Here is a 22,210-nt window from a genome sequence, read left to right on the forward strand (position 1 = left end):
TCCAGACGAGCGGTGGGTGGGACGGGGTTCAGCGGGGGACGGCGGCGCGCACGGCCACCGAGACGGCGACCAGCGCCACGGCGGCGCCGGCGATGGAGGCGCCGCCGGCCGTGCTGGCGTGCCAGGACAGGAGCAGGCCGAGGAGCACGGCCGTCACGCCGAAGGCCGCCGCCAGCGCCATGGTCGAGGGCACGCGGTGGGTCCACTGGCGGGCCGCGGCTGCCGGCGCGAGCAGCAGGGCCAGCACCAGCAGCGAGCCCAGCGCCTGGAAGGAGGCGACCACGGCGGCGGTCACGAGCAGCCCCATGACCACGTTGGCCAGGTCCGGGCGCAGCCCGAGCGTGGTCGCCGTCCGCCGGTCGAAGGCCAGGGCGACGAAGGCGCGGTGGAACACCAGGCAGACGAGGAGGACCAGGCCCAAGGCCACCGCGAGCACGGTCAGCTCGGCGGGCTGGATGGCCAGCACGTCGCCGAAGAGGATGGCGGTGAGGTCGGTGGCGAAGGACCGCGAGCGCGACACGATGACCACGCCGAGGGACAGCATGCCGACGAACAGCAGCCCGGTCGCGGTGTCGTGGGACAGCCGGGTCCGCCGGGCGACCACGCCGACCCCGACGCTCATCAGCCCGGCACTGGCGGCCGCGCCGATCAGCAACGGCCAGCCGGCGAGTGCCGCGACGGCGACGCCGGGCAGCATCCCGTGCGCCACCGCCTCGCCGAGGAAGGCCAGTCCGCGCACGACCACCCAGGTGCCGACGACCGCGCAGAGGACGGCGGCCAGGCTGCCACCGACCAGTGCGCGCTGCAGGAAGGAGATCCCGAGCGGGTCGGTCAGCCAGGCCATGGGCACCGACCCTACATGCGAGTGATTCTCACTATCGCTAGGCTCGGGGGGTGAACGCCCTGACCGTGCGACTGGCCGAGCTCAGCGTCCGGCGTGGCCCGACACTGGCCCTCGCCGACGTCGACGCCGCCTTCCCCGCCGGCTCGACCACCGCACTGGTGGGCCACAACGGATCGGGCAAGTCGACGTTGCTGGACGTCCTGGCCGGCGCTCTGCCGGCCACCGGCGGTCGGGTGACCGGGCTGGCCGGGGTGCCCGTGGCCTACGTCCCGCAGCACAGCGCGGTGACCCCCGACCTGCCGATCACGGTGGGCGAGACGATCGCGATGGGCCGCTGGCGCGAGCGCGGGCTGCTGGGCCGGCTGCGCCCCGGCGACCGGGCCGTGGTAGCCGAGTGCGCGGCGCTGCTGGGCCTGACCGCCCTGCTGGCCGCGCCGCTGAGCCGGCTCTCCGGTGGGCAACGGCAGCGGGCCCTGGTCGCCCAGGGGCTGGCCGCCCGCGCCGCGGTGCTGCTGGTGGACGAGCCGACCGCCGGGGTGGACGACGCGACCCGCCGCGCCCTGCTCGCCGCTCTCGGGGCGGAGGCGGCCCGCGGCGCGGTCGTCGTGCACGCCACCCACGACGAGGAGGCGATCGCCCGCGCCGACCACGTCCTGGCGCTGCGCGACGGCCGGGTCGACGTCCGCCGCCTCTCCCCCGTCGGGCCGGGCTGACCGGGCGTCAGCCCTGCCGCGCGGGCCCGTCCACCGGCGTCGGCGCCGCGGTCGCGTGGCAGGCCGCGCAGGTGCCGAAGATCTCCAGCGTGTGCTTGACGTCGACGAAGCCGTGCTCACCGGCCACCCGGTCGGCCCAGCGCTCGACGGTCGGCCCCTCGACCTCCTCGGTGCGGCCGCAGGCGCGGCAGACCAGATGGTGGTGGTGCCGGGCACTGCACCGGCGGTAGATCGCCTCGCCGGCGTCGGTGCGGATCGAGTCGAGCTCGCCGTCGTCGACCAGCGCCTGGACGGCGCGGTACACCGTCGACAGGCCGATCGTGTCGCCGGCAGCGCGCATCCGGGCGTGCACCTCCTGGGCGCTGTGGAAGCCCTCGAGCTCGTCGAACACGGCGTTGACGGCGGCGCGCTGGCGGGTGTTGCGGATCATCTCGGGCTCATCCCATCGTCTGCCGGGCACCCCGCGCCGTCCTCGACGACGGGCACGGGACCAGCTCCCACGGCCGGGTGCGACACGTGGTCGAGCGCATCGCGGACGATGTGCCCGACGTGCGGGTCGACCAGCGCGTAGTGCACCTCGCGGTGCCGCCGCTCGCCCGCCACCAGGCCGGCGCCCCGCAGCACCCGCAGGTGCTGGGAGACCAGCGGCTGCGGCGCGCCGAGGTCGTCCACCAGCTGGTGGACGCAGCGGCTGCCGTGCTCCAGCAGCAGGGCGACGATCGACAGCCGCATCGGTGCCGCGAGCGCGGCCAACAGGGAACTGGCCGCCTGCACCGTCTCCGGGGCGACCCGCGGTGCGGTGGTCTCCCCGGTCTCGGGCGCGGCGGTCATCACATCAGGGTAGGGGCATGTGAGAACTGTTGTCGACTGACCGGACGCCGGCCGCGCTCACTCGTAGGTCTCCGCCGGCGCCGGCACGGCCCGCACCGACACCGCGTCGATGGTCGGCTCCGGGTACCCGACGGCCGGGTCGGTCCGGGACGGGGCGGACGTCCCGATCACCTCGACCCACTCGTCGGGCGCGAACTCGGCGGCCCCGTCGGGGACGGCCACCCGGATGGCCGTGGCGTCGGCAGCACAGCAGTTGATGTCGAAGCGGGTGACGTACCACCCGCCCGCCGCCCGCGGCGAGACGAAACCGACCAGTCGGATGCGCCGCCCCTCCAGTGCGCTGGGGTCCGGCGCCTTCGACCACACGTGGTAGGCGAACAGCGTCATGGTCCGGTGGTCGGCCCCCTCGTCGTCCGGGCCGATGCCGGCCGCCGACGGCGCCGCGGGCAGGGCAGGCGGTGCCGTGACCTGCCGGCCGGCCGACCAGGAGCCGAGTGCCGGCGGCGCGACGACCAGCAGCACGGCGACCGGCGCGGCGAGCAGCCAGCCGACGGCCGGGCCGGGGTGCTCGTGCACGCCGACCCGCCGCCGGAGCAGGCCGGCCAGCCCCAGACCGGCCACGACGACGCCGGCCCCGAGCAGCAGCGGGCGGAAGCCGGCCTGCACGTAGTCCAGGTACCGGTCGGTGCCGGCGACCAGGAGGACGACCACGCCCAGCAGGAGCAGGAGCACGTGCTGGGTGGTCCGGTCCGGCCGGGTCACAGCAGCACCTCTCCCACGAGCACGGCGACGCCCACGGCGACCAGCAGCGTGGCCGGGGCGAACCGCAGGGCGAAGCCGCGGCCGAACGTGCCGGCCTGGAGCGCGATGAGCTTGACGTCCACCGCCGGCCCGACGACGAGGAAGACCAGCCGGGCGGTGAGGGAGAAGGACGTCAGGCTGGCCGCGACGAAGGCGTCGGCCTCCGAGCAGATCGCCAGCACCACCGCCAGGCCGGCGAGCACCAGGACGGCGAGGACCGGGGACGCCGCGACCTGCTCCAGCCAGCTGCGGGGCACCAGCACGCCCAGCGTCGCCGCGGCCGCGCCGCCGACCACCAGGAACCCGCCGGCGTGCACCAGGTCGTGCTGCATGGTGTCCCGGAAGACCGCCGCCCGCCCCGCACCCGGGGCGCTGGGCACCGGCCGCGCCAGCCGGAACCACTCGGCCCGGCCTGCCAGCGTCCACAGCCAGCCCATGACCAGCGCCACCCCCAGCGAGGCGGCGAAGCGGGCCGCCACCATCTCCGGCTGCCCGGGGAAGGCGACCGCGGTGGCCACCAGCACCACCGGGTTGATCGCCGGGGCGGCCAGCAGGAAGGCCAGCGCGGCCGCCGGGGTCACCCCGCGCCGCACCAGGCTGCCGGCCACCGGCACCGACGCGCACTCACACCCCGGCAGCACCACCCCGGCCACCCCGGCCACCGGCACCGCCAGCGCCGGACGGCGGGGCAGCGCCCGGGCGAAGAACGACGCCGGCACCAGCGTGCTGATCGCCGCGGACAGCGCCACGCCCAGCACCAGGAACGGCAGCGCCTGCAGGCAGACGGCGACGAAGACGGTGCTCCAGGCCAGCACGACGGGGGCGTCGAACAGGCCGGGAGTGGCGAAGTGCAGCACCACCAGCAGTGCGACCAGGCCGGCCAGCAGGTCGGTGCTGCGCACCACAGCCCGGCCGGCCCGCTCCCCCGCGGGAAGTCGCAGCTCGGTCACCTGACCTCCCGAGGGGTGCGTGAACACGGTTCCCGTTACCGTGTCCTGGGTCCACGCTCTCACGGACCGCCCCGACCCCACAGCACCGAGGAGCCCGTCCATGGCCGAGTCGACGAACAACCGCACCGCGACCGCCGGCCGGGTGCTCCGCAAGGCCGTGGGCACCGTGGCCACCGGGGTGGTCGGCGTCGCCGTCGTCCGCGCCGCCGAGCGCGGCGAGACCGGCAGCCTGCCGCGCCGGCTGGCGGTCGGGGCGACCAAGCTGGGCATCCGCGGCGCGCGCCGCGCCGAGGTGGGCGTGGAGAAGGCCCGGTTGGCCGCCGGCGACGTGCGCGCCCAGGCCTACGCCGACCTCGGCGAGCAGGTGCCCCCGCCGGCCGACCGCTCCGCCGGTCACGACCACCAGCACTGATCCAGGTGGAGACGGCGACCGGCACCGCCCGGCTGGTCAGCGACGCCGGCGGCCGGCTGCGGATCGCCGTCCCGGCGCTGACCGGGGCGCCCGCCCGCGCGGTGGCGCTGGAGGACCTGCTGGACGCGGTGCCCGGTGTGCGCACCGCGCACGCCTACCCGGTCACCGGCCAGGTGCTGGTCTGGCTGGACGCCGACGGGGACGCCGACCCACGGCCGGAGGTGCTCCGGGTGGCCGCCTCGACGGTCGCCCTGCCCGCAGCGGCCGAGGTCGCCCGGGCACCGCGGTCGGCCGACGTCGCCAACGGTGAGCTGGTGCGGATCGCCGTCGGGGGCGCGGCGCTGGCGCTGCTCGGGGTGCGCCGCTACGGCTTCGGCCGCCCACCGGTGCTCACCGGCCGCAGCCGGCTGGTCGCCACCGCGCTGACGATCTTCACCGGCTACCCGTTCGTCAAGGGTGCCGTCGGCGCGCTGGCCGGCAAGCGGTCGGCCGGCACGGACGCGCTGGTCACCGCCGCCACCATCGCCAGCCTGCTGCTGCGGGAGAACGTGGTCGCGCTGACCGTGCTGTGGCTGCTGAACATCGGCGAGTGGCTGCAGTCGGTCACCCTGCGCCGCACCCGCCGCGCGATCTCGGCCCTGCTGGCCGGCACCGAGACCACCGCCTGGGTGGTCGTGCCCGGCGAGGGAGGCGCGCCGGACGTCGAGCGCCAGGTGGACCTGGCCCGGCTGCGGGTCGGCGACCTGGTGGTCGTGCACGACCAGACGACGCTGCCGGTCGACGGCGTGGTCGTCGAGGGCACCGGCGTGGTCGACCAGGCGGCGATCACCGGCGAGCCGCTGCCGGTCCAGGTCACCCCCGGGGCGACGGTGCACGCCGGGTCGGTGAACCTGCGCGGCCGCCTGGTGGTGCGGGCGTCTGCGACCGGCTCGGACACCGCGATCGGGCGGATCATCGCCCGGGTCGAGCAGGCCACCGACGACCGGGCGCCGATCCAGACCGTCGGCGAGAACTTCTCCCGCCGCTTCGTGCCGGCCTCGTTCGCCCTGGCCGGGCTCACCTGGCTGGTGACCCGGGACGTGCGCCGGGCGATGACGATGCTGCTCATCGCCTGCCCGTGCGCGGTCGGGCTGGCCACTCCCACCGCGGTCAGCGCCGCCATCGGCAACGGCGCCTCCCGCGGCCTGCTGATCAAGGGCGGCGCGCACCTGGAGGCCGCCGGCCGGGTCGACGCCGTCGTCTTCGACAAGACCGGCACCCTGACCATCGGCCGCCCGGTGGTCACCAACGTCGTCTCCTTCTCCGATGCCTGGACGCCGGAACGGGTGCTCGGCTACGCCGCCAGCTCCGAGGTGCACTCCCGGCACCCGCTGGCCCAGGCGGTGATCCGCTCCACCGAGGAGCGGCACGTGTTCATCCCGCCGCACGAGGAGTGCGAGGTGCTGCTCGGCCTGGGCATGCGCACCCAGGCCGACGGCCGGGTGCTGCTGCTCGGCAGCGAGCCGTTGATGGCCAGCGAGGGCGTGGCCGTCGGCGACGCGGCCCGCGACTGGCTGGACCGGCTGCGCGCCGCGGCGGAGACCCCGCTGCTGCTGGCGGTCGACGGGGATCTGGTCGGCCTGGTCAGCCTGCGCGACGAGGTGCGCCCGGAGTCCCGGGAGGTGCTGGAGACGCTGCGGGCCACCGGGGTGCGCCGGGTCGTGATGCTCACCGGTGACCACGAGAGCACCGCCGCCGCCGTCGCCGCCGAGCTCGGGGTCACCGAGTGGCGGGCCGAGGTGCTGCCCGAGCACAAGCAGGACGTCGTGGCCGCGCTGCAGGCCGAGGGGCACACCGTGGCGATGGTCGGCGACGGCACCAACGACGCCCCGGCGCTGGCCGCGGCCGACATCGGCATCGCGATGGGCGTCTCCGGCACCGACGTCGCGGTCGAGACCGCCGACGTGGCGCTGGTCGGTGACGACCTGCGCCACCTGCTGGACCTGCGGGAGCTGGGCGGTCAGACGCTGGGCGTGGTGCGGCAGAACTACGGCATGTCGATCGCGGTCAACGGGATCGGGCTGGTCGTCGCCGGCGGTGGCGCGCTCTCCCCCGTGCTCGCCGCCGTGCTGCACAACGCCTCGTCGGTGGCGGTCGCGGTCAACTCCGCCCGGCTGGTGCGGCACCGCGGGGAGTCGGCCGGCTGACCGGCGGCGGCACCACCCGGCGCACGTGGTGCCGCTACTCACGGGCAACGTGGATCTGAGGCAGTTTTGACAATGGTTGTCGTTACGACGACGATCGGAGCATGCCCTTCCCTTCTCGCCGCCCTGCGCTGCCCTCGACCGTCCTGGCCCTGGCCTGCGCCGGGGTCGTGACCCTGGCCGGCTGCTCCTCGGCCGACGCCGGCACGGCAGGCGGGGAGGGCGGCAGGCTGGACGTGGTCGCGGGCTCCTACCCGCTGGCATGGCTCAGTGAGCAGGTGGCCGGGGACCTGGCCACCGTCACCTCGCTCACGCCGGACGGGGCCGAACCGCACGAGTACGAGCTCACCCCGCGCGACGTCGCCGCCACGGCCGAGGCCGACCTGGTCGTGGTCCTGCCGACGCTGCAGCCCGCGGTGGACGCCGCCGTCGAGCAACAGGCCGCCGACCGGGCCTTCGACGCCGGCGCGGCGGCCGACCTGTCCCTCACCTACCAGGCCCACGACCACGACCACGAGCACGCGGACCACGAGCACCCGGACGACGAGCCGGTGACCGACCCGCACTTCTGGCACGACCCGTTGCGGATGGCCGCGGTCGGCGACGCGCTGGCCGAACGGCTGGCCACGCTGGACGCCGAGCACGCCGGGCAGTACGCCGCCAACGCGGCGAGCCTGCGGGCCGAGCTCGAGGAGCTGGACGGGGAGTTCCGCGCCGGCCTGGCCGACTGCGCGAGCCGTGAGCTGGTGACCAGCCACTCCGCCTTCGGCTACCTCGCCGACGCCTACGACCTGGAACAGTTCGGCATCAGCGGGCTGGCGCCGGAGGAGGAGCCGTCCACCGACGCGCTGGCCGAGGCGACCGAGTTCGTCCGCGACCACGGGGTGCGCACCATCTACTTCGAGACGCTGGTCAGCCCCGCCGTCGCCGAGACCGTGGCCCGGGAGACCGGCGCGCAGACCCTCCAGCTGGACCCCATCGAGGGGCTGACCGACCGGTCGGCGGGCGAGGACTACCTGGCGGTCATGCGGGCCAACCTCGCCAGCCTGCGGACGGGGCAGCAGTGCTCCTGAGTGCCCGCCCCCGCCGCGCGCCGGCCGCCGTCCCGGTGGCCTGCGACAGCGCGCTGACGGTGCGGGGCGGCGGGTTCGGTCACGGCCGGGACGCCGTCCTCACCGGCGTCGACCTGACCGTCCACCCCGGGGAGGTGGTGGCGGTGCGCGGCCCCAACGGAGCAGGCAAGTCGACGCTGGTCCGCGGCGTGCTGGGCCTGTGCGAGACGCACTCGGGCGAGGTCCGGCTGTTCGGTGAGCCGCGGGCGCGCTTCCGCGACTGGCACCGGGTCGGCTACGTGCCCCAGCGGCACACCGTGACCGGCGGCGTCCCGGTGACCGTGCGCGAGCTGGTGTCCTCCGGCCGGCTGAACCGGCTGCGGGCCTGGCAACGGTTCGGTGAGGCCGACCGGTGCGCCGTCGACTGCGCGCTGGAGGGCGCCGGGCTGGCCGGCTTCGACCGCCGGCTGGTCGCGGAGCTGTCCGGCGGTCAGCAGCGCCGGGCACTGCTGGCCCGCGCGCTGGCCGGCGACCCGGAGCTGCTGCTGCTGGACGAGCCCACCGCCGGTGTCGACGCGGCCAGCCAGCGGGTGCTCGCCAGCACCCTGGCCGGGCTCGCCGAGACCGGCGCCGCCGTCGCCGTCGTGCTGCACGAGCTGGGTCCGCTGGCCGAGGTGGTGACCAGGACGGTGACGCTGCCGGGGGCGGACGCCCCGTGCTGAGCTACGAGTTCATGCGGCTGGCGCTGGCGGCCGCCGTGCTCGTCGGCCTCACCGCCCCCACGGTCGGCGTCTACCTGGTGCAGCGCCGACTGTCGCTGATCGGCGACGGGCTGGGCCACGTCGCGCTGCTCGGCGTGGCGGTCGGCCTGGCCACCCGGTCGGCGCCGGTGCTCACCGCCCTGCTGGCCACGGTGGTCGGCGCGGTCGTCGTCGAGGTGCTGCGGGCCCGCCGGTCGACCGGCACCGACGTCGCGCTGGCGATCATGTTCTACGGCGGCCTGGCCGGTGGGGTCGTGGTCGTCACCCGGGCACCGGCCGGCACCCCGACCACGCTGGACGGCTACCTGTTCGGCGCGCTGACCACCACCACGCGCACCGACCTGGCCGTCTTCGCCGGGATGGCCGTCGTCGTCCTCGGGGTCACCATCGGGCTGGGGCGCTCGCTGTTCACCGTCGCGCTGGACGAGGAGCACGCCCGGGCCAGTGGGCTGCCCGTGCTGCGGCTGAACCTGCTGCTGGCGGTGGTCACCGCGGTCACCGTGACGCTGTCGATGCGGGTGCTCGGCCTGCTGCTGATCAGCGGCTTGATGGTGCTGCCCGCCGGCTGCGCGCAGCTGGTGGCCCGCAGCTTCCGCGGCAGCCTGGTCATCGCGGCGCTGGTCGGGGTCACCGTGTCGGTCGGCGGCACCGCGGTGTCCTGGTACGCCGACACCCCCTCGGGCGGCACGATCGTGCTGATGGCGGTCGCCCTGTACGCCGTGCTCAGCATCGCCCGGCTGGCACGGCGCGGCGGTCAGCGCCCCCGTCCGGACGCCGTCCGGACCTCGGTGCGGCCGGTGGACCGGGTGGACGAGATCCCGCTCCCCCACTGACCGGCGGCGCCCGGTCGGTCCGGGCGCCGCCGACGACTCAGCGGACGGCGAGCAGCACCCGGTCGTCGTGGTCCTGCCAGATGGTGCCCACCTCGGTGAAGCCGGCCTCGGCCAGCGCGGCCTCGTGCATGCGCAGCCCGGTCAGCCGGGTGCCGGGCGCGTGGTCGTCGGGCCCCCGCTCTGCGGCGTTGCGCCGCGCCCGCTCGGCGACGGCGCCGGCCAGCTCGGGGGCGGCGAGCGCCGAAGCCCACCAGGCGTCCCAGTCCGGCACGCCGTCGGCGCCGAACGCCTGCTCGGCCCGGCGCCGCTCCGCCGCCTCGGACAGCCGGGTCAGCACCGCCTGGCCCGGGTCGTACGCCATGTTGTCCGCGTTGGCCAGCACGCCCCCGGCCGGCAGCAGGGCGGCGACCCGCCGGTAGGTGGCGGCCAGCTGCGCGGCCGACAGCCAGTGCAGCGCGGTGGAGCTCACCACGGCGTCCACCTCGGTCACCGGCAGCGCCCGCGGCCAGGCCGGGTCGCGCAGGTCGGCGTCGACCCACTGCAGCCGCCCGTCGGCGTCGCCCAGCGCGGCCGCGCCGACGGCGACCAGCACCGGGTCCATGTCCACCGCGACCACCCGGACGGCCGGAAAGCGCTCCAGCACCCGGGCGCCGAAGGAGCCCGGGCCGCACGCCAGGTCCAGCACCGTGCCGCCGGCGGCGAGCCGGTCGCCGACCAGCTCCTCGAGGGCGTCGAGGGCGGCGGTGAACCGCTCCTCGCGGTGGCGCAGGTAGCCGCTCTGCTGCCGGTCCCAGTCGTGCAGCAGCCGGCGCCAGTCGGTGGTGGTGAGCTGATCGGTCACGGGTGGATCTCCTCCAGGGGTGGGGGTGCTGCGACGCCCCGGTCGGGGCGCGCAGGGTCAGGGGTGTGGCGCGCCGGGCGGTCCCGGCGCAGCCGGGCCAGGACGGCGGGCGTGGAGCCGTGGTCGGCCACCGCGCCGCGGTGCAGCACGAGCAGCTCATCGGTGAGCGCGGCGACCGCGGTCAGGTCGTGGGAGACCACGACCAGCGCGACGCCCTCGGCCCGGACGGTCCGCAGCAGCTCGAGGACCCCGGCGCGGACGACGGCGTCCAGCGAGCTCACCGGTTCGTCCAGGACGATCAGGTCGGGCGCGGCGGCCAGCGCGCGGGCGATCACCACCCGCTGCTGCTGGCCACCGGAGAGCTGCCAGGGCCGGCGGCCGGCGAGCCCGGGGTCCAGCCCGACCCGGGCGAGCAGCGCCGGGGCACCATCAGGGGGCGCCGGGCGGCCGCCCCGGCGGGCCAGCAGGAGCGCCTCGTCCAGCGCGGCCCCGACGGGCTGGCGGGAGTCCAGTGCGGTGGCCGGGTCCTGGAAGACGAGCTGGGCGTGCCCGGCCCCGGCGATCGGGACCGACCCGGCGAGCTCGACGGTGCCCGCGGTCGGGGGGTGCAGCCCGGTCAGGACCCGGGCGAGGGTGGTCTTGCCGCTGCCGGACTCCCCCACCACACCCAGCCCGCCGCCGCGCGGCAGGGTGAACGACACCCCGGCCAGCGCCGGCGGGTGTTCGGTCCGCCCCCACCGACCGGCGGGGTACCGCACCCCGACGTCCGTGGCCCGCAACAGCGGTGCGCCGGCGGGTGCAGGAGCCGGGGCGACCCTCGGGGCGACGGCGGCGTCGCGCAACGCCCGGGTGACCGGGTGCTCGGGCGCGTGGAGCACCCGGGCCACCGGGCCGGACTCCACCACCTGTCCGGCGTCCAGCACGCTGACCGCGTCGGCGTGCGCGGCCACCAGCCCGAGGTCGTGGCTGATCAGCAGCACGGCGGTGCCCCGCTCGACCCGGGCGCGGGCCAGCAGCGCCAGCACCTGACCGGCGGTGGCGGCGTCCAGCGCACTGGTCGGCTCGTCGGCCACCAGCAGCTCCGGCTCACCGGCGAGCGCGGCGGCGACCAGCACCCGCTGCCGCATGCCACCGGACAGCTCGGCCGGCCGGGCGCGCAGCACCCGGTCCACGTCGGGCAGGCCGGCCCAGACCAGCAGCTCCCGGGCCACCGCGGCGGCCGCCCGCCGGTCGAGCCCGCGGTGCAGCCGGGCGGCCTCGGCCACCTGCGGTCCGATCCGGCGCAGCGGGTCCAACGCGGTGCCGACGTCCTGGGGCACCAGCGCCACCCGCGCGCCGCGCACCCGGCGCAGATCGCGCTCGGTGGCACCGACCAGCTCGTGCCCGGCCAGCCGCACCGAGCCGCCGGCGACCGCACCGGCCCCTTCGGGCAGCAGGCCGAGCAGCGCGGCGGCGGTCAGCGACTTGCCCGAGCCGCTGGCGCCGACCAGCGCCACCACCTGCCCTCGGCCCACGTCGAGGTGCACGCCGTCGACCACCCGGCGCCGCCCGTCCGGCCCGGTCAGCTCCACGGTCAGCCCGCGCACCGACAGCAACGCGTCGGAGTGTCCTCCGGCGGGCACGGGTCGGGCCCGGCGCTCGGGCGCACGCACGGCCGGCCGGCCGTGCGTGGTCCAGGCCTGCGCGTGCCTGGCCAGCACGAGCACGAGCAGCACCAGCAGCGCGAGCATCGCCATCGGCAGCAGGAACAGGCGCGGGTCGGTGGCCAGGTAGGGGCGGGCCTCGACGATCATCGACCCCCACTCCGGGGTCGGCGGGCGCACGCCCAGCCCGAGGAAGCTCAGCGTCGAGACCGCCAGCACCAGGCCGGCGACGTCGGTGCCGGCCAGCACCAGCACCGGCCCGGCGACCGCCGGCAGCAGGTGCCGCCACAGCACCCGCCCGGGCCGGGCACCGAGCAGGGTGAGCGCCTGGACGACCGGGGCGTGCCGGCGCAGCAGCACCTCCATCCGCACCAGCCGGGCGTAGGCCGCCCAGCCGCCGGCGGCCAGCGCGAGCACCAGCCCCCCGACACCACCACCGAGCACGCCGGCGAGCACCACCCCGACGAGCAGCGCCGGCACTGCCACGACGACGTCGCTGGCCCGCAGCACCAGCGAGTCCACCCAGCCGCCGCGCCACCCCGCGAGCAGCCCGAGTGCCAGGCCCAGGGGCAGGGCGATCGCCACGGTGAGCAGCACGATGCCCAGCGAGGTGCGGCCGGCGACCAGCAGCCGGGTCAGCTCGTCGCGGCCCAGGTGGTCGGTGCCCAGCCAGTGGTCGGCGGACGGGCCGGCCCGGACGACGGTGAGGTCGGTGGCGGTCGGCGACCACGGGCTGAGCAGCGGCCCGACCAGCACGGCGAGCACCACCACCCCGAGCAGCCCGAGCGCGGCCCGGGCCGTGGCGGTCACGCGCGCACCCCGGCCCGGGCGTCGACGAGCGCGGCCAGCGACCCGGCCAGGCCGCGGACGGAGACCGCGCCGACGGCGATCACCAGCACCGCCGCCTGCAACGGGTACCAGTCGCGGAACTGCAGCGCCCGCACCAGGTAGTCGCCCAGCCCCGGCCAGCCGAAGGCGGTCTCGGCGACCAGGGTGGCCGCCAGCGCGGTGCCCACCACGTCCCCCACGACGACCAGCAGCGGGGCGGCCGCGTTCGGCAGCGCGGTGCCCAGCAGCACCCGGACCGGGGAGAGCCCGCGAGCCCGGGCGGTGGTGGCGAACGGCTCGCGCAGCGTGCTGCGCAACCGGGCCTCGGTGACCTGGGCCAGCACCGCGGCCAACGGCAGCCCGATGACCGCCGCGGGCAGCACCAGCGACGGCCAGCCGGCGACGCCCTGGGTGGGCAGCAGCCGCCACTGCAGTGCGAACAGCAGCACGCCCAGCTGAGCCAGGGCGAAGGCCGGCACCGACAGCAGGGCGAGCGATCCCAGCCGGATCGACAACCGGACCACCCGGCGCCGCGTCAACGCCGCCACTCCCCCGGCGGTGAGGCCGAGCACCACGGCGACCACCGCACCCGCCGAGGCGAGGGTGACCGTCGGCCCGAGCCGGGCGCCCACCTCGCCGGCGACGTCCTGGCCGGTGCGCGCCGAGGCACCCAGCTCACCGCGGAGCAGGCCACCGAGCCCGTGCAGGTACCGGACCGGCGCGGGCAGGTCCAGGCCGAGCTCGGCCCGCACCCGGGCCACCGCCTCGGCGGTGACCACCCCGTCGCGGGCGAACACGATCGCGGTGGCGGCGTCCCCGGCGGCCACGGACAGCAGCCCGAAGGTCAGCAGCGACGCGACCAGGAGCACCGCGACGCCCTCCCCGGCGCGGCGGCCGGCCACCCGGCCGGCCACCGCGACCCACGAGCTGCCCACGGGTCAGCCGGTGACGGTGACGTCGCTCAGCGGCAGGTCGTACTCGGTCGCCCCGAGCTCGAACCCCTCGACGGTGTCGCGCACCGCCCACTGCCGCGGCAACTGCACCAGCGGCACAGCAGCGGTCTGCTCCTCCAGCGTCGTCCAGATCGCGTCGAAGGCCGCCTGCCGACTCTGCTCGTCCGGCGCGGCCAGCGCCGCCGGCACCTGCGCGTCGAGCGCGGGTGAGGCGAACAGGTGCCCCTCCTGCACGCTGCGGAAGTTGGCCGTCAGCGTGCTGTACGGGTCGTAGGGCGCCCCGTAGGTGGAGTAGAAGCGCAGGTCGAAGTCCCGCGCGGAGACGGTGGTGCCGTAGGCGGTGCTGTCCAGCGGGGTGATGGTCACCTCGATGCCCACCTCGCCCAGCTGATCGGCGACGGCCTGGCTCAGCGACGCCGCCTGGGGCAGCAGCCCGGGGTCGAGCACGAGCTCCAGCTGCAGCGGGACGCCGTCCTTGCTGCGCACCCCCTCCCCGGTCCACCCCGCCTGCTCCAGCAGCTCCTCGGCGGCGGCCGGGTCGGCGGCGCCGGCCGGCTCGGGGTCGGGGCCGTGGGGCACGTTGGCCGGGAAGACGGTGGTGGCTGCCGCGGCACGCCCCTCGAACAGGCCCTCGGCGATGCCCGGCCGGTCCACCGCCAGGTCCATCGCCCGCCGGACCGCCGGGTCGGCGAGCGCCGGGTTGCCGGTGTCGGCGTTCACGGTGAGCAGCAGGTTCGTCGTGGACTCGGTGGTGAGCACCTCGACCCCGTCGGCCTGCTCCAGGGCCGCGGCCTCCTCCAGTGCGAGCGGGGCGGTGTACTCCCCGCCGATGACGTCCACCTCGCCGGCCTGCAGCGCGGCCACCCGGGCCGCGGCGTCCGGGATGACCACGAACTCGACCCGGTCGAGGCTCGGCGTGCCGCCCCACCAGTCGTCGTTGCGGACGAGCACGATCCGCTGCTCGTCCAGCGACTCGACCCGGTACGGGCCGGTGCCCACCGGCTCGCCGGCGGCGGCCGGGCTGGTGAACCGCACCGGCCGGGTGAGGGCCAGCTCGTTGAGCGCGGAGTGGTAGGGCTGGCTGAGCCGCCAGGTGATCGTCGCGGCGTCGGTGGCCTCGATCGACTCGGTGACGCCGGTGAGCCCGAGGAAGCCGTTGTCCGGGTCCTCGACCCAGCGGAGCAGGTCGGTGCGGGCCACCTCGGCGTCGAACGGCGTGCCGTCGGTGAAGGTGACCCCTTCGCGGACGGTGAAGGTCATGGTCAGGCCGTCGTCGCTGACCTCGAAGGACTCGGCCAGCGCCGGGGCGAAGGAGCCGTCGGCGGTGTAGCGCACCAGCGGCTCGAAGACCTGGTCCAGCACGGTGAAGGAGGAGGTCGTGTAGTCCTGCACGGACAGCGACGCCTCCGGGTCGGCCAGCGCGATCCGGAGCACCTGCTCCCCCGGGGTGTCGGCGGCGGCACCGTCGTCGGACAGGCCGCACGCGGACAGCGCGAGCACGAGTGCCCCGGCGGCGACGGTGGCCAGTGGGCGGGACGCGGACATGGGAGTGCCTTCTCTCAGGGGTCGGAGCGGTACAGGTGGCGTGGCGGTGTCCGGCGCGGGCGGAGCAAGCCCGGCGGCCGGCCCTCAGCGCCTGGACTGCCGGGCGTCTCGGCGACGCTCGGCGCGGTTGCGCCGGTCGGGCAGGCCAGCGGGCAGCACGACGGGCCGGCCGGGGGCAGGAGCGGGGGCGCCGCAACCGGTCGGCGAGCAGCAGTCGGACATGCGACCTCCTCGATCAGGCGTCGGGTGGAGGAGGGCGGCGCGGCGGCCGCGCTCACCGGCGGCGCGGTGCTCAGCGCCCCTTCGACGGGTACGGCAGCAGGGCCATCTCGCGGGCGTTCTTGATCGCGTTGGCCACCTGCCGGTGCTGCTGCGGGGTCAGCCCGGTGACCCGGCGGGCGCGGATCTTGCCGCGGTCGGAGATGAAGGTGCGCAGCTGGGCGACGTCCTTCCAGTCGACCGGACCGTCCAGCTTGCGCTTCCTGCGGGGGCGCGGCGCGGGGGTCACCAGCTGGACTTCCGGATGCCCGGCAGCTCGCCGGCGTGCGCCATCTCGCGGAAGCGGACCCGGGAGAGGCCGAACTTCCGCAGGTGCCCGCGCGGGCGGCCGTCGGCGACGTCCCGGTTGCGCAGCCGGGTCGGGCTGGCGTCGCGCGGGAGCCGTTGCAGCGCCGCCCGGGCCGCCGCGCGCGCCTCCGGGGTGGCCGCGGTACGGGCGGCCTCCTTGAGCTCGGCGCGGCGCTCGGCGTGCCGGGCGACGACCTCACGGCGCTGCCGGTCCTTGGCGATCATGGACTTCTTGGCCATCTCAGCGCTCCTCGCGGAAGTCGACGTGCCTGCGCACCTTCGGGTCGTACTTCCTCAGCACGAGCCGGTCGGGGTCGTTGCGGCGGTTCTTCCGGGTCACGTACGTGTAGCCGGTGCCGGCGGTCGACTTCAGCTTGATGATCGGGCGGACGTCGTTGCCGCGGGCCATCAGCCGTTCCTCCGCCCGGCACCGAGCCGGCGACGCGCGTCGGGGTCGGTCGCCCGGATCCGGGCCACCACCGCCTCGATGCCCTGGACGTCGATCGTCTTGATGCCCTTGGTGGAGACGGTGAGCCGGATCCACCGGTTCTCACTGGCGAGGAAGAACCGCTTGGACTGCAGGTTCGGGTCGAAGCGGCGGTTGGTGCGGCGGTGCGAGTGGCTCACGGACTTGCCGAAGCTCGGCGAGCGTCCGGTGACCTCGCAGTAGGTGGCCATCGTGGTGCGCCTCCAGGGTCGGTGGGCGGGAGCGGTGCAGACACTAGATGAACACGTTTCTCGTTTGCAGCTAGGGTGGGAGCATGACCTCCCACCGCACCCCCGTGGTGCTCGTCAGCGGCCTGGACCGGGACCTGACCGCGCAGGCCGCGACCCCCCTGCTGGACCGGCCCGGCACGGTCGTCGTCCACCACGACGTCCGGCGCCTCGGACAGGGCGTCGTCGTGCGCACGCTGCGGGAGCGGCAGGCCACCGGGGTCGTCGAGTCCACCGCCGCGATCGAGCTGGCCCACGGCTGCCTGTCCTGCACGCTCCGGCTCGAACTGCTGCCGCTGCTGCGCACGCTGGCCCGCCGGGACGACGTCAGCCGGATCGTGCTGCAGCTGGACCCCGCACTGGAGCCCGAGCACCTGTACTGGGCGTTCGAGGAGGTCGTCCTCGACGAGGACGCCGACGAGGAGGCCCAGGAGACCGCCGGCGACTGGGTGGAGGTGGCCGGGGTGCTCGTCGCCGTCGACGCCGGCAGCTGGTTCGACGCCGCCACCGGCGAGGAGACGATGGCCGACCACGGGCTCGCGGCGGCGGTGGACGACGAGCGGACGCTGGCCCAGGTCGCCGTCGGTCAGCTGACCGCCGCCGACGCGGTGCTGCTCGCCGGCGAGCCGGACGACGGCTGGACCGCGGTCCGGCTCACCGCCGTGCTCGACCGCCTGGTGCCCGGCGCGCCACGGGCCCGGCTGGGCGGCACCCACCCCGACGAGCTGCTGGCCGCGCTGCCGGCGTCGGCCAAGCGCGGCCGGATGCCCACCCCGCACGACGCGCTGCTGGCGGGCCAGCCGCCGCTCGACGCCGTCGCTGACGTGGAGCTGGTGCGCTTCTCCGCCACCAGGCCCTTCTCCCCCGAGCGGCTGCACGCGGCGATCGACGTGCTCATGACCGGCGTGGTCTGCAGCCGCGGCCGGCTGTGGCTGGCCAGCCAGCCGGACCGGGCGATCTGGCTGGAGTCCGCCGGCGGAGGCCTGCGGATCGGCGACGCCGGGCCGTGGCTGGCCACCCTGGACGACGACGCCGAGCTGTGGAGCCAGGTCGACCCGGAGCGCTCCGCCGCCGCCGCGTTGCGCTGGGACCCCGTCCACGGCGACCGGGACGTCGAGCTCGTCGTGCTCACCCACCGGCAGCCGGCCGAGCTGATCACCGCTGCCTTGTCGGCCGCCCTGCTGACCGACGAGGAGCTGGCCGCCGGCGAGGACACCTGGCGCGCCCTGCCCGACCCGTTCGGCGCCTGGCACGCCGACCCCTGCGAGGCCGCCGGCCCCGCGGACGAACCAGACCTGCACACCAGCACCACCGACCGAGAGGAACACCCCCGATGAGAGCCGGCATCCACCCCGAGTACCGCACCGTCGTCTTCCGCGACACCGCCAGCGGCGCGACCTACCGCACCCGCTCGACGATCCGCACCGACGCGACCATCGACCTGGACGGCGAGACGCTGCCGGTGGTCAACGTGGAGATCAGCGCCGCGTCGCACCCGTTCTGGACCGGCAACCAGCGGGTGCTGGACACCGCCGGCCGGGTCGAGCGGTTCAACCAGCGGTACGGCACCGTCGCCCGGCCGGCACGGAAGCGGGGCTGACCGATGGCCGTCCCGAAGCGGAGGACGTCCCGGTCGAACACCCGCTCGCGCCGCTCGCAGTGGAAGGCGACGCCGGTGCCCCTGGTGCCGGTGACCGTGGACGGCGTCGTCCGGCTGGTGCCGCAGAAGCTCCGCAAGGCCGCCGAGCGGGGCCTGCTGCCGTGAGCCGCCGCCCGGTGCCGGGCGGGGACGCCGGCGGACCGCTGGTCGCGCTGTGCGTGGGGCACCGCTGCGCGGCCCTGCGCCGGCTGGCCGGCACGGCCGACGGCGTGGAGCAGGTGGCCGAGGCCGTGCGGCACACCACTGGCGCCGTGCTGGTGACCACGGACTGCCTGGGCCGCTGCGACCGTGCGGCGCTGGCCGCACTGGCCCACCGCTCTCCCGGCACCGGCCGGCCGGGCCCGGCGGTCTGGGTGTCGGAGGTGCAGACCCCCGAGCGGACCGCCGGCCTGGTCGCCTGGGTCACCGCCGGCGGGCCGGGGGTCGCGGGCACGGCAACCGACCTCCCCGAGTGCCTGCGGGCCGCCGTGGCCGGCGTCGGCCCGCCGCTCCGACCAGCCTGACCGAGCGGAGGGGCCGAAGTCGCGACTCCGGCCCCTCCGGGGTCACTCGTTCGCCGAGCCGGCCGTGTCGCCGGTGCTCTGCTCGCTGCTGGGCGCACCGACCCAGACGGTCTTGGCGTTCATGAACTCGCGCATGCCCAGCTCGGTGAGCTCGCGGCCGTAGCCGCTCTGCTTCACCCCGCCGAACGGCAGCTGCGGGTAGCTGGTCGTCATGCCGTTGACGAAGGCCATGCCCGACTCGATGTCCCGGACGAACTGCGCCCGCTCTCCCTCGTCCTCGCTCCACAGGTTGGAGCCCAGGCCGTAGGGGTGGCTGTTGGCGATCTCGATCGCCTCGTCCAGGGAGTCGACGGTCCACAGCGCGGCGACCGGGCCGAAGACCTCCTCGGCGTAGAGGTCCATCTCCGGCGTGATGCCGGTCAGCAGGGTCGGCTCGTAGAACCAGCCCGGCCGGTCCACCCGCTTGCCGCCCACGACGACGGTGGCGCCCTTGGACCGGGCGTCCTCGACGTAGGCCTCGACGTCCTGGAGACCGGACTCGGTGGCCAGCGGGCCGACCTCGGTGCCGGAGTCCATCGGGTCGCCGACGGTGAGCTCGCCGATCTTCTCGGCGAACAGCCGGGTGAACTCCTCGGCGACGTCGCGGTGCACGAAGAACCGCTTGGCCGCGATGCAGCTCTGCCCGTTGTTCTGGTTGCGGGAGGTGACCGCGACCCCGGCCGCGGCCTCCAGGTCCGCCGAGGGCATCACGATGAACGGGTCGGAGCCGCCCAGCTCCAGCACCGTGGGCTTGAGCGCGTCCCCGGCGATCGAGGCGACGGACTGGCCGGCCGGCGCGCTGCCGGTCAGCGTCGCGGCGACCACCCGGTCGTCGCGGATGACCCGCTCGATCGTGCCGGACCCGATCAGCAGGGTCTGGAAGACGTCGTCGGGGAAGCCGGCCTTGCGGAACAGCTCCTCCATGTACAGCGCGGTCTGCGGCACGTTGCTGGCGTGCTTGAGCAGGCCGACGTTGCCGGCCATCAGCGCCGGGGCGGCGAAGCGCATCGCCTGCCAGAGCGGGAAGTTCCACGGCATGACCGCCAGCACGACGCCCAGCGGCTGGTACGTCACGTAGGCCTGCTGGGCACCCACGGCGTCGGAGTCCAGCTGCTGGGGCTCGAGCATCGCCGTCCCGTGCTCGGCGTAGTACCGCAGTGCCTTCGCGCACTTGCCCACCTCGGCCTTCGCCGAGGCCAGCGTCTTGCCCATCTCCGTGGTCATCAGCTCGGCCACGGCGTCGGTGTCGGCGTCCAGCACGTCGGCGGCCGCCCGCAGCCAGCGCACCCGGTCCTCCACCGAGGTGAGCCGGTAGCTGCGGTAGGCGGTGGCAGCCCGGCCGATCTTGTCCTCCAGCGCCTCGTCGGACAGCGGCTCGTAGGTCTTCAGCGTCTCCCCGGTGGTGGGGTTGATCGTGGCGATGGCCATGGGGTCTCCCGTCGTCGTCCGTGTCGCGGGTCGGTGCCGGACGGCGGCGCTCGCGGTGGGCGCTCGGGCGGCCCGGCACGGCTCGCCTGCCCCCTGCACCTGCCCGCCACCTCGAGGGCGGAAACGGCACCGTTGCCGCGATGGAGCCGGCAGGGGAAACGGCCGAGCGTGGGACGCCGGCCGTTCACCCGGGCACCGTCCACTCGTCGCTCAGCGAAACCACAGTGCCCCCATGTCGCTTGATGCCCCCCTGTCCCGCCGCACCGTGCTGAAGGGCGGGGCCGTGACGGCCGCCGCCCTGACCTTCGGTGGGCTCACCGCCGAGGCCGCCCGCGCCACCGTTGCCGAGACCGCCCGCTCCGGCGTCTTCGGCTTCGGCGTCGCCAGCGGCGACCCCACGGCCACGGAGCTGCTGATCTGGACCCGGGTGACGCCCACCCCCGAGTCCCTGCCCGGCAGCCGCCGCGGGCCGGCCGTGCCGGTCCGCTGGGAGGTCGCCACCGACGAGGCGTTCACCCGCGTCGTGCGCAGCGGCAACGTCGTCGCCGACGTGAGCCGCGACCACACCGTCAAAGTCGTGGTGAACCGGCTGACCCCCTACACCCGCTACTTCTACCGGTTCAGCTGCGCCGGGGAGACCTCCCCGGTCGGCCGCACCCAGACCGCGCCGGACGAGCCCGGGCAGACCCACGCCCTGCGCATGGCCTTCGTGTCCTGCAGCAACTGGACCGGCGGCTACTTCACCGCCTACCGCGGCATCGCCGCCCGCGACGACCTGGACTTCGTGCTGCACCTGGGCGACTACCTGTACGAGTACGGCAACTCCCCGCGGGTCGCGGGCGCCGCGGGCTCCGGCGACCGGTACGGGCCCAACGCGCTGATCGGCATCCGGGACCACGAGCCGGTCCACGAGATGGTGTCGCTGGAGGACTACCGGATCCGGCACGCCCTCTACAAGACCGACCCGGACCTGCAGCGGGCGCACCAGCAGCACCCGTGGATCGTCATCTTCGACGACCACGAGATCACCAACGACGCCTACGACTTCGGCGCGGAGAACCACGAGCGGGACGACGACCCGGACACCCCCTACACCGAGCCGGGCAAGCCCGACGGCATCAAGCCCGAGGGCGACTTCCTGTTCCGCCGGGCCAAGGCGTTCCAGGCCTACCTGGAGTGGATGCCGATCCGGGAGCCCGCGATGTGGCAGCCGCACGCCAGCAAGGGCCGGCAGTTCTTCCGCCGCTTCAGCTTCGGCGACCTGGCCGAGCTGTCGGTGATCGACACCCGGCAGAACCGCAGCGAGCAGGTCCCGGGCACCGTCGACGGCCAGGTCAACCCGGCGCTGGCCGACCCGCGGCGCCACCTGCCCGAGCCGCCGCAGCTGGACTGGCTGACCAAGGGCATCAGCTCCGGGCAGACCGACTGGCACCTGGTCGGCAACCAGACGGTGTTCGCCCGGGTCTTCGCCGTCCCGCGGCCGGGCACGGTGCCCGGCTCGGTGTTCAACACCGACCAGTGGGACGGCTACCAGGCCGACCAGCGCACGGTGCTGGACGCGATGGCCGCCTCGCGGCGCAGCGACCCGGTGGTGCTCACCGGTGACATCCACTCCTCGTGGGCCAACGACCTGCCCACCGACTTCGCCGCCTACCCCGCCGACGGCAACTCCGTCGGCGTGGAGTTCGTCTGCCCGTCGGTGACCAGCAACGGCTTCAAGGAGGCCGTCGGCTCGGCCGCCGCCGCCACCGCGACCACCGCCGCCTTCCAGGCCGCCAACCCCTGGGTGCGCTACCTGGAGGGCATCGGCCACGGCTTCGTCGTCCTGGACGTGACCCCGCAGCGGGTGCAGGCGGACTTCTGGTTCATCCGCAGCAACGGCGACAAGGGGCTGGCCGTCGACCCGCGGCTGGACCCGCAGGCGACGGTCGGGTACGAGACGTCGTTCGCCACGGTCAAGGGCTCGCGCAAGGTCAGCGGGCCGGTCGGCCAGCTGGGCGCCCGCAGCGACCAGCCCCGCACCGCCTGACACCCACCCCTGCCGGACCGGCCGCCGCGGCCGGTCCGGCAGGGGCACCCGGGCCGCCGTAGCGTGACCGGCGGGCAGGC

The 22,210-nt window shown here is 75.7% G+C and carries 25 protein-coding genes; 11 read left to right on the plus strand and 14 right to left on the minus strand.

The window, feature by feature from the left end:
- Positions 1 to 28: 28 nt before the first annotated feature.
- Positions 29 to 844, minus strand: coding sequence for a zinc ABC transporter permease AztB (gene aztB / locus HLA93_RS14850; protein ID WP_222195152.1), 816 nt, complete (start codon positions 842 to 844; stop codon positions 29 to 31).
- A 50-nt stretch (positions 845 to 894) separates the two neighbouring features.
- Between aztB and HLA93_RS14855 the strand changes: the two genes are divergently transcribed.
- Positions 895 to 1,557, plus strand: coding sequence for an ATP-binding cassette domain-containing protein (locus tag HLA93_RS14855; protein ID WP_222195153.1), 663 nt, complete (start codon positions 895 to 897; stop codon positions 1,555 to 1,557).
- Positions 1,558 to 1,564: 7 nt separating this feature from the next.
- Here the strand turns inward: HLA93_RS14855 and HLA93_RS14860 are convergent, their stop codons facing one another.
- Genes HLA93_RS14860 through HLA93_RS14875 form a run of 4 tightly spaced genes read right to left on the minus strand, consistent with a single transcriptional unit; the run spans position 1,565 to position 4,139 of the window.
- Positions 1,565 to 1,987, minus strand: a complete 423-nt coding sequence (locus HLA93_RS14860) for a Fur family transcriptional regulator (RefSeq protein ID WP_222195154.1) — start codon at positions 1,985 to 1,987, stop codon at positions 1,565 to 1,567.
- Entirely contained in the window at positions 1,984 to 2,388 is a 405-nt protein-coding gene (locus HLA93_RS14865; RefSeq protein ID WP_222195155.1) for an ArsR/SmtB family transcription factor, read from the minus strand. The genes HLA93_RS14860 and HLA93_RS14865 overlap by 4 nt, the downstream gene beginning before the upstream one ends.
- 57 nt (positions 2,389 to 2,445) lie before the next feature.
- Entirely contained in the window at positions 2,446 to 3,150 is a 705-nt protein-coding gene (locus tag HLA93_RS14870) for a TIGR03943 family putative permease subunit (protein ID WP_222195156.1), read from the minus strand.
- Positions 3,147 to 4,139 carry a permease gene (locus HLA93_RS14875; RefSeq protein ID WP_222195157.1) on the minus strand — a complete coding sequence of 331 codons (993 nt, stop codon included), beginning with the start codon at positions 4,137 to 4,139 and terminating at the stop codon, positions 3,147 to 3,149. Before HLA93_RS14875 ends, HLA93_RS14870 begins: the two co-directional genes overlap by 4 nt.
- Positions 4,140 to 4,239: 100 nt before the next feature.
- On the opposite strand from HLA93_RS14875, the gene HLA93_RS14880 reads away from it, so the two are divergent.
- From HLA93_RS14880 to HLA93_RS14900, 5 genes are all read left to right on the plus strand, one after another.
- Complete coding sequence (locus tag HLA93_RS14880) at positions 4,240 to 4,551, plus strand: DUF1490 family protein (RefSeq protein WP_222195158.1); 312 nt, start codon at positions 4,240 to 4,242, stop codon at positions 4,549 to 4,551.
- A 5-nt stretch (positions 4,552 to 4,556) separates the two neighbouring features.
- Entirely contained in the window at positions 4,557 to 6,737 is a 2,181-nt protein-coding gene (locus HLA93_RS14885; RefSeq protein WP_308128152.1) for a heavy metal translocating P-type ATPase, read from the plus strand.
- Between the two features lie 101 nt (positions 6,738 to 6,838).
- Complete coding sequence (locus tag HLA93_RS14890) at positions 6,839 to 7,807, plus strand: metal ABC transporter substrate-binding protein (RefSeq protein WP_222195159.1); 969 nt, start codon at positions 6,839 to 6,841, stop codon at positions 7,805 to 7,807.
- The gene (locus tag HLA93_RS14895; RefSeq protein ID WP_222195160.1) at positions 7,798 to 8,508 is read left to right on the plus strand and encodes a metal ABC transporter ATP-binding protein; all 711 of its coding nucleotides are present in this window, start codon (positions 7,798 to 7,800) and stop codon (positions 8,506 to 8,508) included. Before HLA93_RS14890 ends, HLA93_RS14895 begins: the two co-directional genes overlap by 10 nt.
- On the plus strand, positions 8,502 to 9,380 hold the full coding sequence (locus tag HLA93_RS14900) for a metal ABC transporter permease (RefSeq protein ID WP_308128153.1): 879 nt from the start codon (positions 8,502 to 8,504) through the stop codon (positions 9,378 to 9,380). Before HLA93_RS14895 ends, HLA93_RS14900 begins: the two co-directional genes overlap by 7 nt.
- A gap of 37 nt (positions 9,381 to 9,417) precedes the next feature.
- On the opposite strand, the gene HLA93_RS14905 is transcribed toward HLA93_RS14900, so the two are convergent.
- From HLA93_RS14905 to rpmB, 8 genes are all read right to left on the minus strand, one after another.
- Entirely contained in the window at positions 9,418 to 10,221 is an 804-nt protein-coding gene (locus tag HLA93_RS14905) for a class I SAM-dependent methyltransferase (RefSeq protein WP_222195161.1), read from the minus strand.
- Positions 10,218 to 12,674, minus strand: coding sequence for an ATP-binding cassette domain-containing protein (locus HLA93_RS21620; protein ID WP_222195162.1), 2,457 nt, complete (start codon positions 12,672 to 12,674; stop codon positions 10,218 to 10,220). Before HLA93_RS21620 ends, HLA93_RS14905 begins: the two co-directional genes overlap by 4 nt.
- On the minus strand, positions 12,671 to 13,627 hold the full coding sequence (locus HLA93_RS14915; RefSeq protein WP_222195163.1) for an ABC transporter permease: 957 nt from the start codon (positions 13,625 to 13,627) through the stop codon (positions 12,671 to 12,673). The genes HLA93_RS21620 and HLA93_RS14915 overlap by 4 nt, the downstream gene beginning before the upstream one ends.
- Positions 13,628 to 13,630: 3 nt before the next feature.
- On the minus strand, positions 13,631 to 15,190 hold the full coding sequence (locus tag HLA93_RS14920; RefSeq protein ID WP_222195164.1) for an ABC transporter substrate-binding protein: 1,560 nt from the start codon (positions 15,188 to 15,190) through the stop codon (positions 13,631 to 13,633).
- 292 nt (positions 15,191 to 15,482) lie between these two features.
- A complete protein-coding gene (gene rpsR, locus HLA93_RS14925) occupies positions 15,483 to 15,698 on the minus strand; it encodes a 30S ribosomal protein S18 (RefSeq protein ID WP_308128154.1) in 216 nt (71 codons plus the stop codon).
- Entirely contained in the window at positions 15,695 to 15,997 is a 303-nt protein-coding gene (rpsN, locus tag HLA93_RS14930; protein ID WP_222195165.1) for a 30S ribosomal protein S14, read from the minus strand. The genes rpsR and rpsN overlap by 4 nt, the downstream gene beginning before the upstream one ends.
- Position 15,998: 1 nt before the next feature.
- On the minus strand, positions 15,999 to 16,166 hold the full coding sequence (rpmG, locus tag HLA93_RS14935; RefSeq protein ID WP_222195166.1) for a 50S ribosomal protein L33: 168 nt from the start codon (positions 16,164 to 16,166) through the stop codon (positions 15,999 to 16,001).
- Positions 16,166 to 16,435, minus strand: coding sequence for a 50S ribosomal protein L28 (rpmB, locus tag HLA93_RS14940; RefSeq protein WP_222195167.1), 270 nt, complete (start codon positions 16,433 to 16,435; stop codon positions 16,166 to 16,168). Before rpmB ends, rpmG begins: the two co-directional genes overlap by 1 nt.
- Positions 16,436 to 16,518: 83 nt before the next feature.
- On the opposite strand from rpmB, the gene mrf reads away from it, so the two are divergent.
- Genes mrf through HLA93_RS14960 form a run of 4 tightly spaced genes read left to right on the plus strand, consistent with a single transcriptional unit; the run spans position 16,519 to position 18,634 of the window.
- A complete protein-coding gene (gene mrf, locus HLA93_RS14945; RefSeq protein WP_222195168.1) occupies positions 16,519 to 17,808 on the plus strand; it encodes a ribosome hibernation factor-recruiting GTPase MRF in 1,290 nt (429 codons plus the stop codon).
- On the plus strand, positions 17,805 to 18,071 hold the full coding sequence (locus HLA93_RS14950; RefSeq protein ID WP_222195169.1) for a type B 50S ribosomal protein L31: 267 nt from the start codon (positions 17,805 to 17,807) through the stop codon (positions 18,069 to 18,071). Before mrf ends, HLA93_RS14950 begins: the two co-directional genes overlap by 4 nt.
- A gap of 3 nt (positions 18,072 to 18,074) precedes the next feature.
- The gene (gene rpmF, locus HLA93_RS14955) at positions 18,075 to 18,236 is read left to right on the plus strand and encodes a 50S ribosomal protein L32 (protein ID WP_222195170.1); all 162 of its coding nucleotides are present in this window, start codon (positions 18,075 to 18,077) and stop codon (positions 18,234 to 18,236) included.
- Positions 18,233 to 18,634 carry a hypothetical protein gene (locus tag HLA93_RS14960; protein WP_222195171.1) on the plus strand — a complete coding sequence of 134 codons (402 nt, stop codon included), beginning with the start codon at positions 18,233 to 18,235 and terminating at the stop codon, positions 18,632 to 18,634. The genes rpmF and HLA93_RS14960 overlap by 4 nt, the downstream gene beginning before the upstream one ends.
- A 42-nt stretch (positions 18,635 to 18,676) precedes the next feature.
- Here the strand turns inward: HLA93_RS14960 and HLA93_RS14965 are convergent, their stop codons facing one another.
- On the minus strand, positions 18,677 to 20,101 hold the full coding sequence (locus HLA93_RS14965; RefSeq protein WP_222195172.1) for an NADP-dependent succinic semialdehyde dehydrogenase: 1,425 nt from the start codon (positions 20,099 to 20,101) through the stop codon (positions 18,677 to 18,679).
- A 232-nt stretch (positions 20,102 to 20,333) separates the two neighbouring features.
- Between HLA93_RS14965 and HLA93_RS14970 the strand changes: the two genes are divergently transcribed.
- Entirely contained in the window at positions 20,334 to 22,130 is a 1,797-nt protein-coding gene (locus HLA93_RS14970) for an alkaline phosphatase D family protein (protein ID WP_222195173.1), read from the plus strand.
- Positions 22,131 to 22,210 lie beyond the last annotated feature (80 nt).

The sequence above is a fragment of the Modestobacter italicus genome (assembly GCF_019799965.1).
GTDB classification, from domain to species: Bacteria; Actinomycetota; Actinomycetes; order Mycobacteriales; family Geodermatophilaceae; genus Modestobacter; species Modestobacter italicus_A.

What these genes read in the sequence shown, in the direction of transcription:
- HLA93_RS14865 (WP_222195155.1), bottom strand. Translation starts at nt 2,388, where the DNA reads ATGACCGCCGCGCCCGAGACCGGGGAGACCACCGCACCGCGGGTCGCC.
- HLA93_RS14880 (WP_222195158.1), top strand. Translation starts at nt 4,240, where the DNA reads ATGGCCGAGTCGACGAACAACCGCACCGCGACCGCCGGCCGGGTGCTC.
- HLA93_RS14970 (WP_222195173.1), top strand. Translation starts at nt 20,334, where the DNA reads ATGTCGCTTGATGCCCCCCTGTCCCGCCGCACCGTGCTGAAGGGCGGG.
- HLA93_RS14950 (WP_222195169.1), top strand. Translation starts at nt 17,805, where the DNA reads ATGAGAGCCGGCATCCACCCCGAGTACCGCACCGTCGTCTTCCGCGAC.
- rpmB (WP_222195167.1), bottom strand. Translation starts at nt 16,435, where the DNA reads ATGGCCACCTACTGCGAGGTCACCGGACGCTCGCCGAGCTTCGGCAAG.
- rpmF (WP_222195170.1), top strand. Translation starts at nt 18,075, where the DNA reads ATGGCCGTCCCGAAGCGGAGGACGTCCCGGTCGAACACCCGCTCGCGC.
- rpsN (WP_222195165.1), bottom strand. Translation starts at nt 15,997, where the DNA reads ATGGCCAAGAAGTCCATGATCGCCAAGGACCGGCAGCGCCGTGAGGTC.
- HLA93_RS14860 (WP_222195154.1), bottom strand. Translation starts at nt 1,987, where the DNA reads ATGATCCGCAACACCCGCCAGCGCGCCGCCGTCAACGCCGTGTTCGAC.
- HLA93_RS14965 (WP_222195172.1), bottom strand. Translation starts at nt 20,101, where the DNA reads ATGGCCATCGCCACGATCAACCCCACCACCGGGGAGACGCTGAAGACC.
- rpmG (WP_222195166.1), bottom strand. Translation starts at nt 16,166, where the DNA reads ATGGCCCGCGGCAACGACGTCCGCCCGATCATCAAGCTGAAGTCGACC.
- mrf (WP_222195168.1), top strand. Translation starts at nt 16,519, where the DNA reads ATGACCTCCCACCGCACCCCCGTGGTGCTCGTCAGCGGCCTGGACCGG.
- HLA93_RS14890 (WP_222195159.1), top strand. Translation starts at nt 6,839, where the DNA reads ATGCCCTTCCCTTCTCGCCGCCCTGCGCTGCCCTCGACCGTCCTGGCC.
- HLA93_RS14920 (WP_222195164.1), bottom strand. Translation starts at nt 15,190, where the DNA reads ATGTCCGCGTCCCGCCCACTGGCCACCGTCGCCGCCGGGGCACTCGTG.
- aztB (WP_222195152.1), bottom strand. Translation starts at nt 844, where the DNA reads ATGGCCTGGCTGACCGACCCGCTCGGGATCTCCTTCCTGCAGCGCGCA.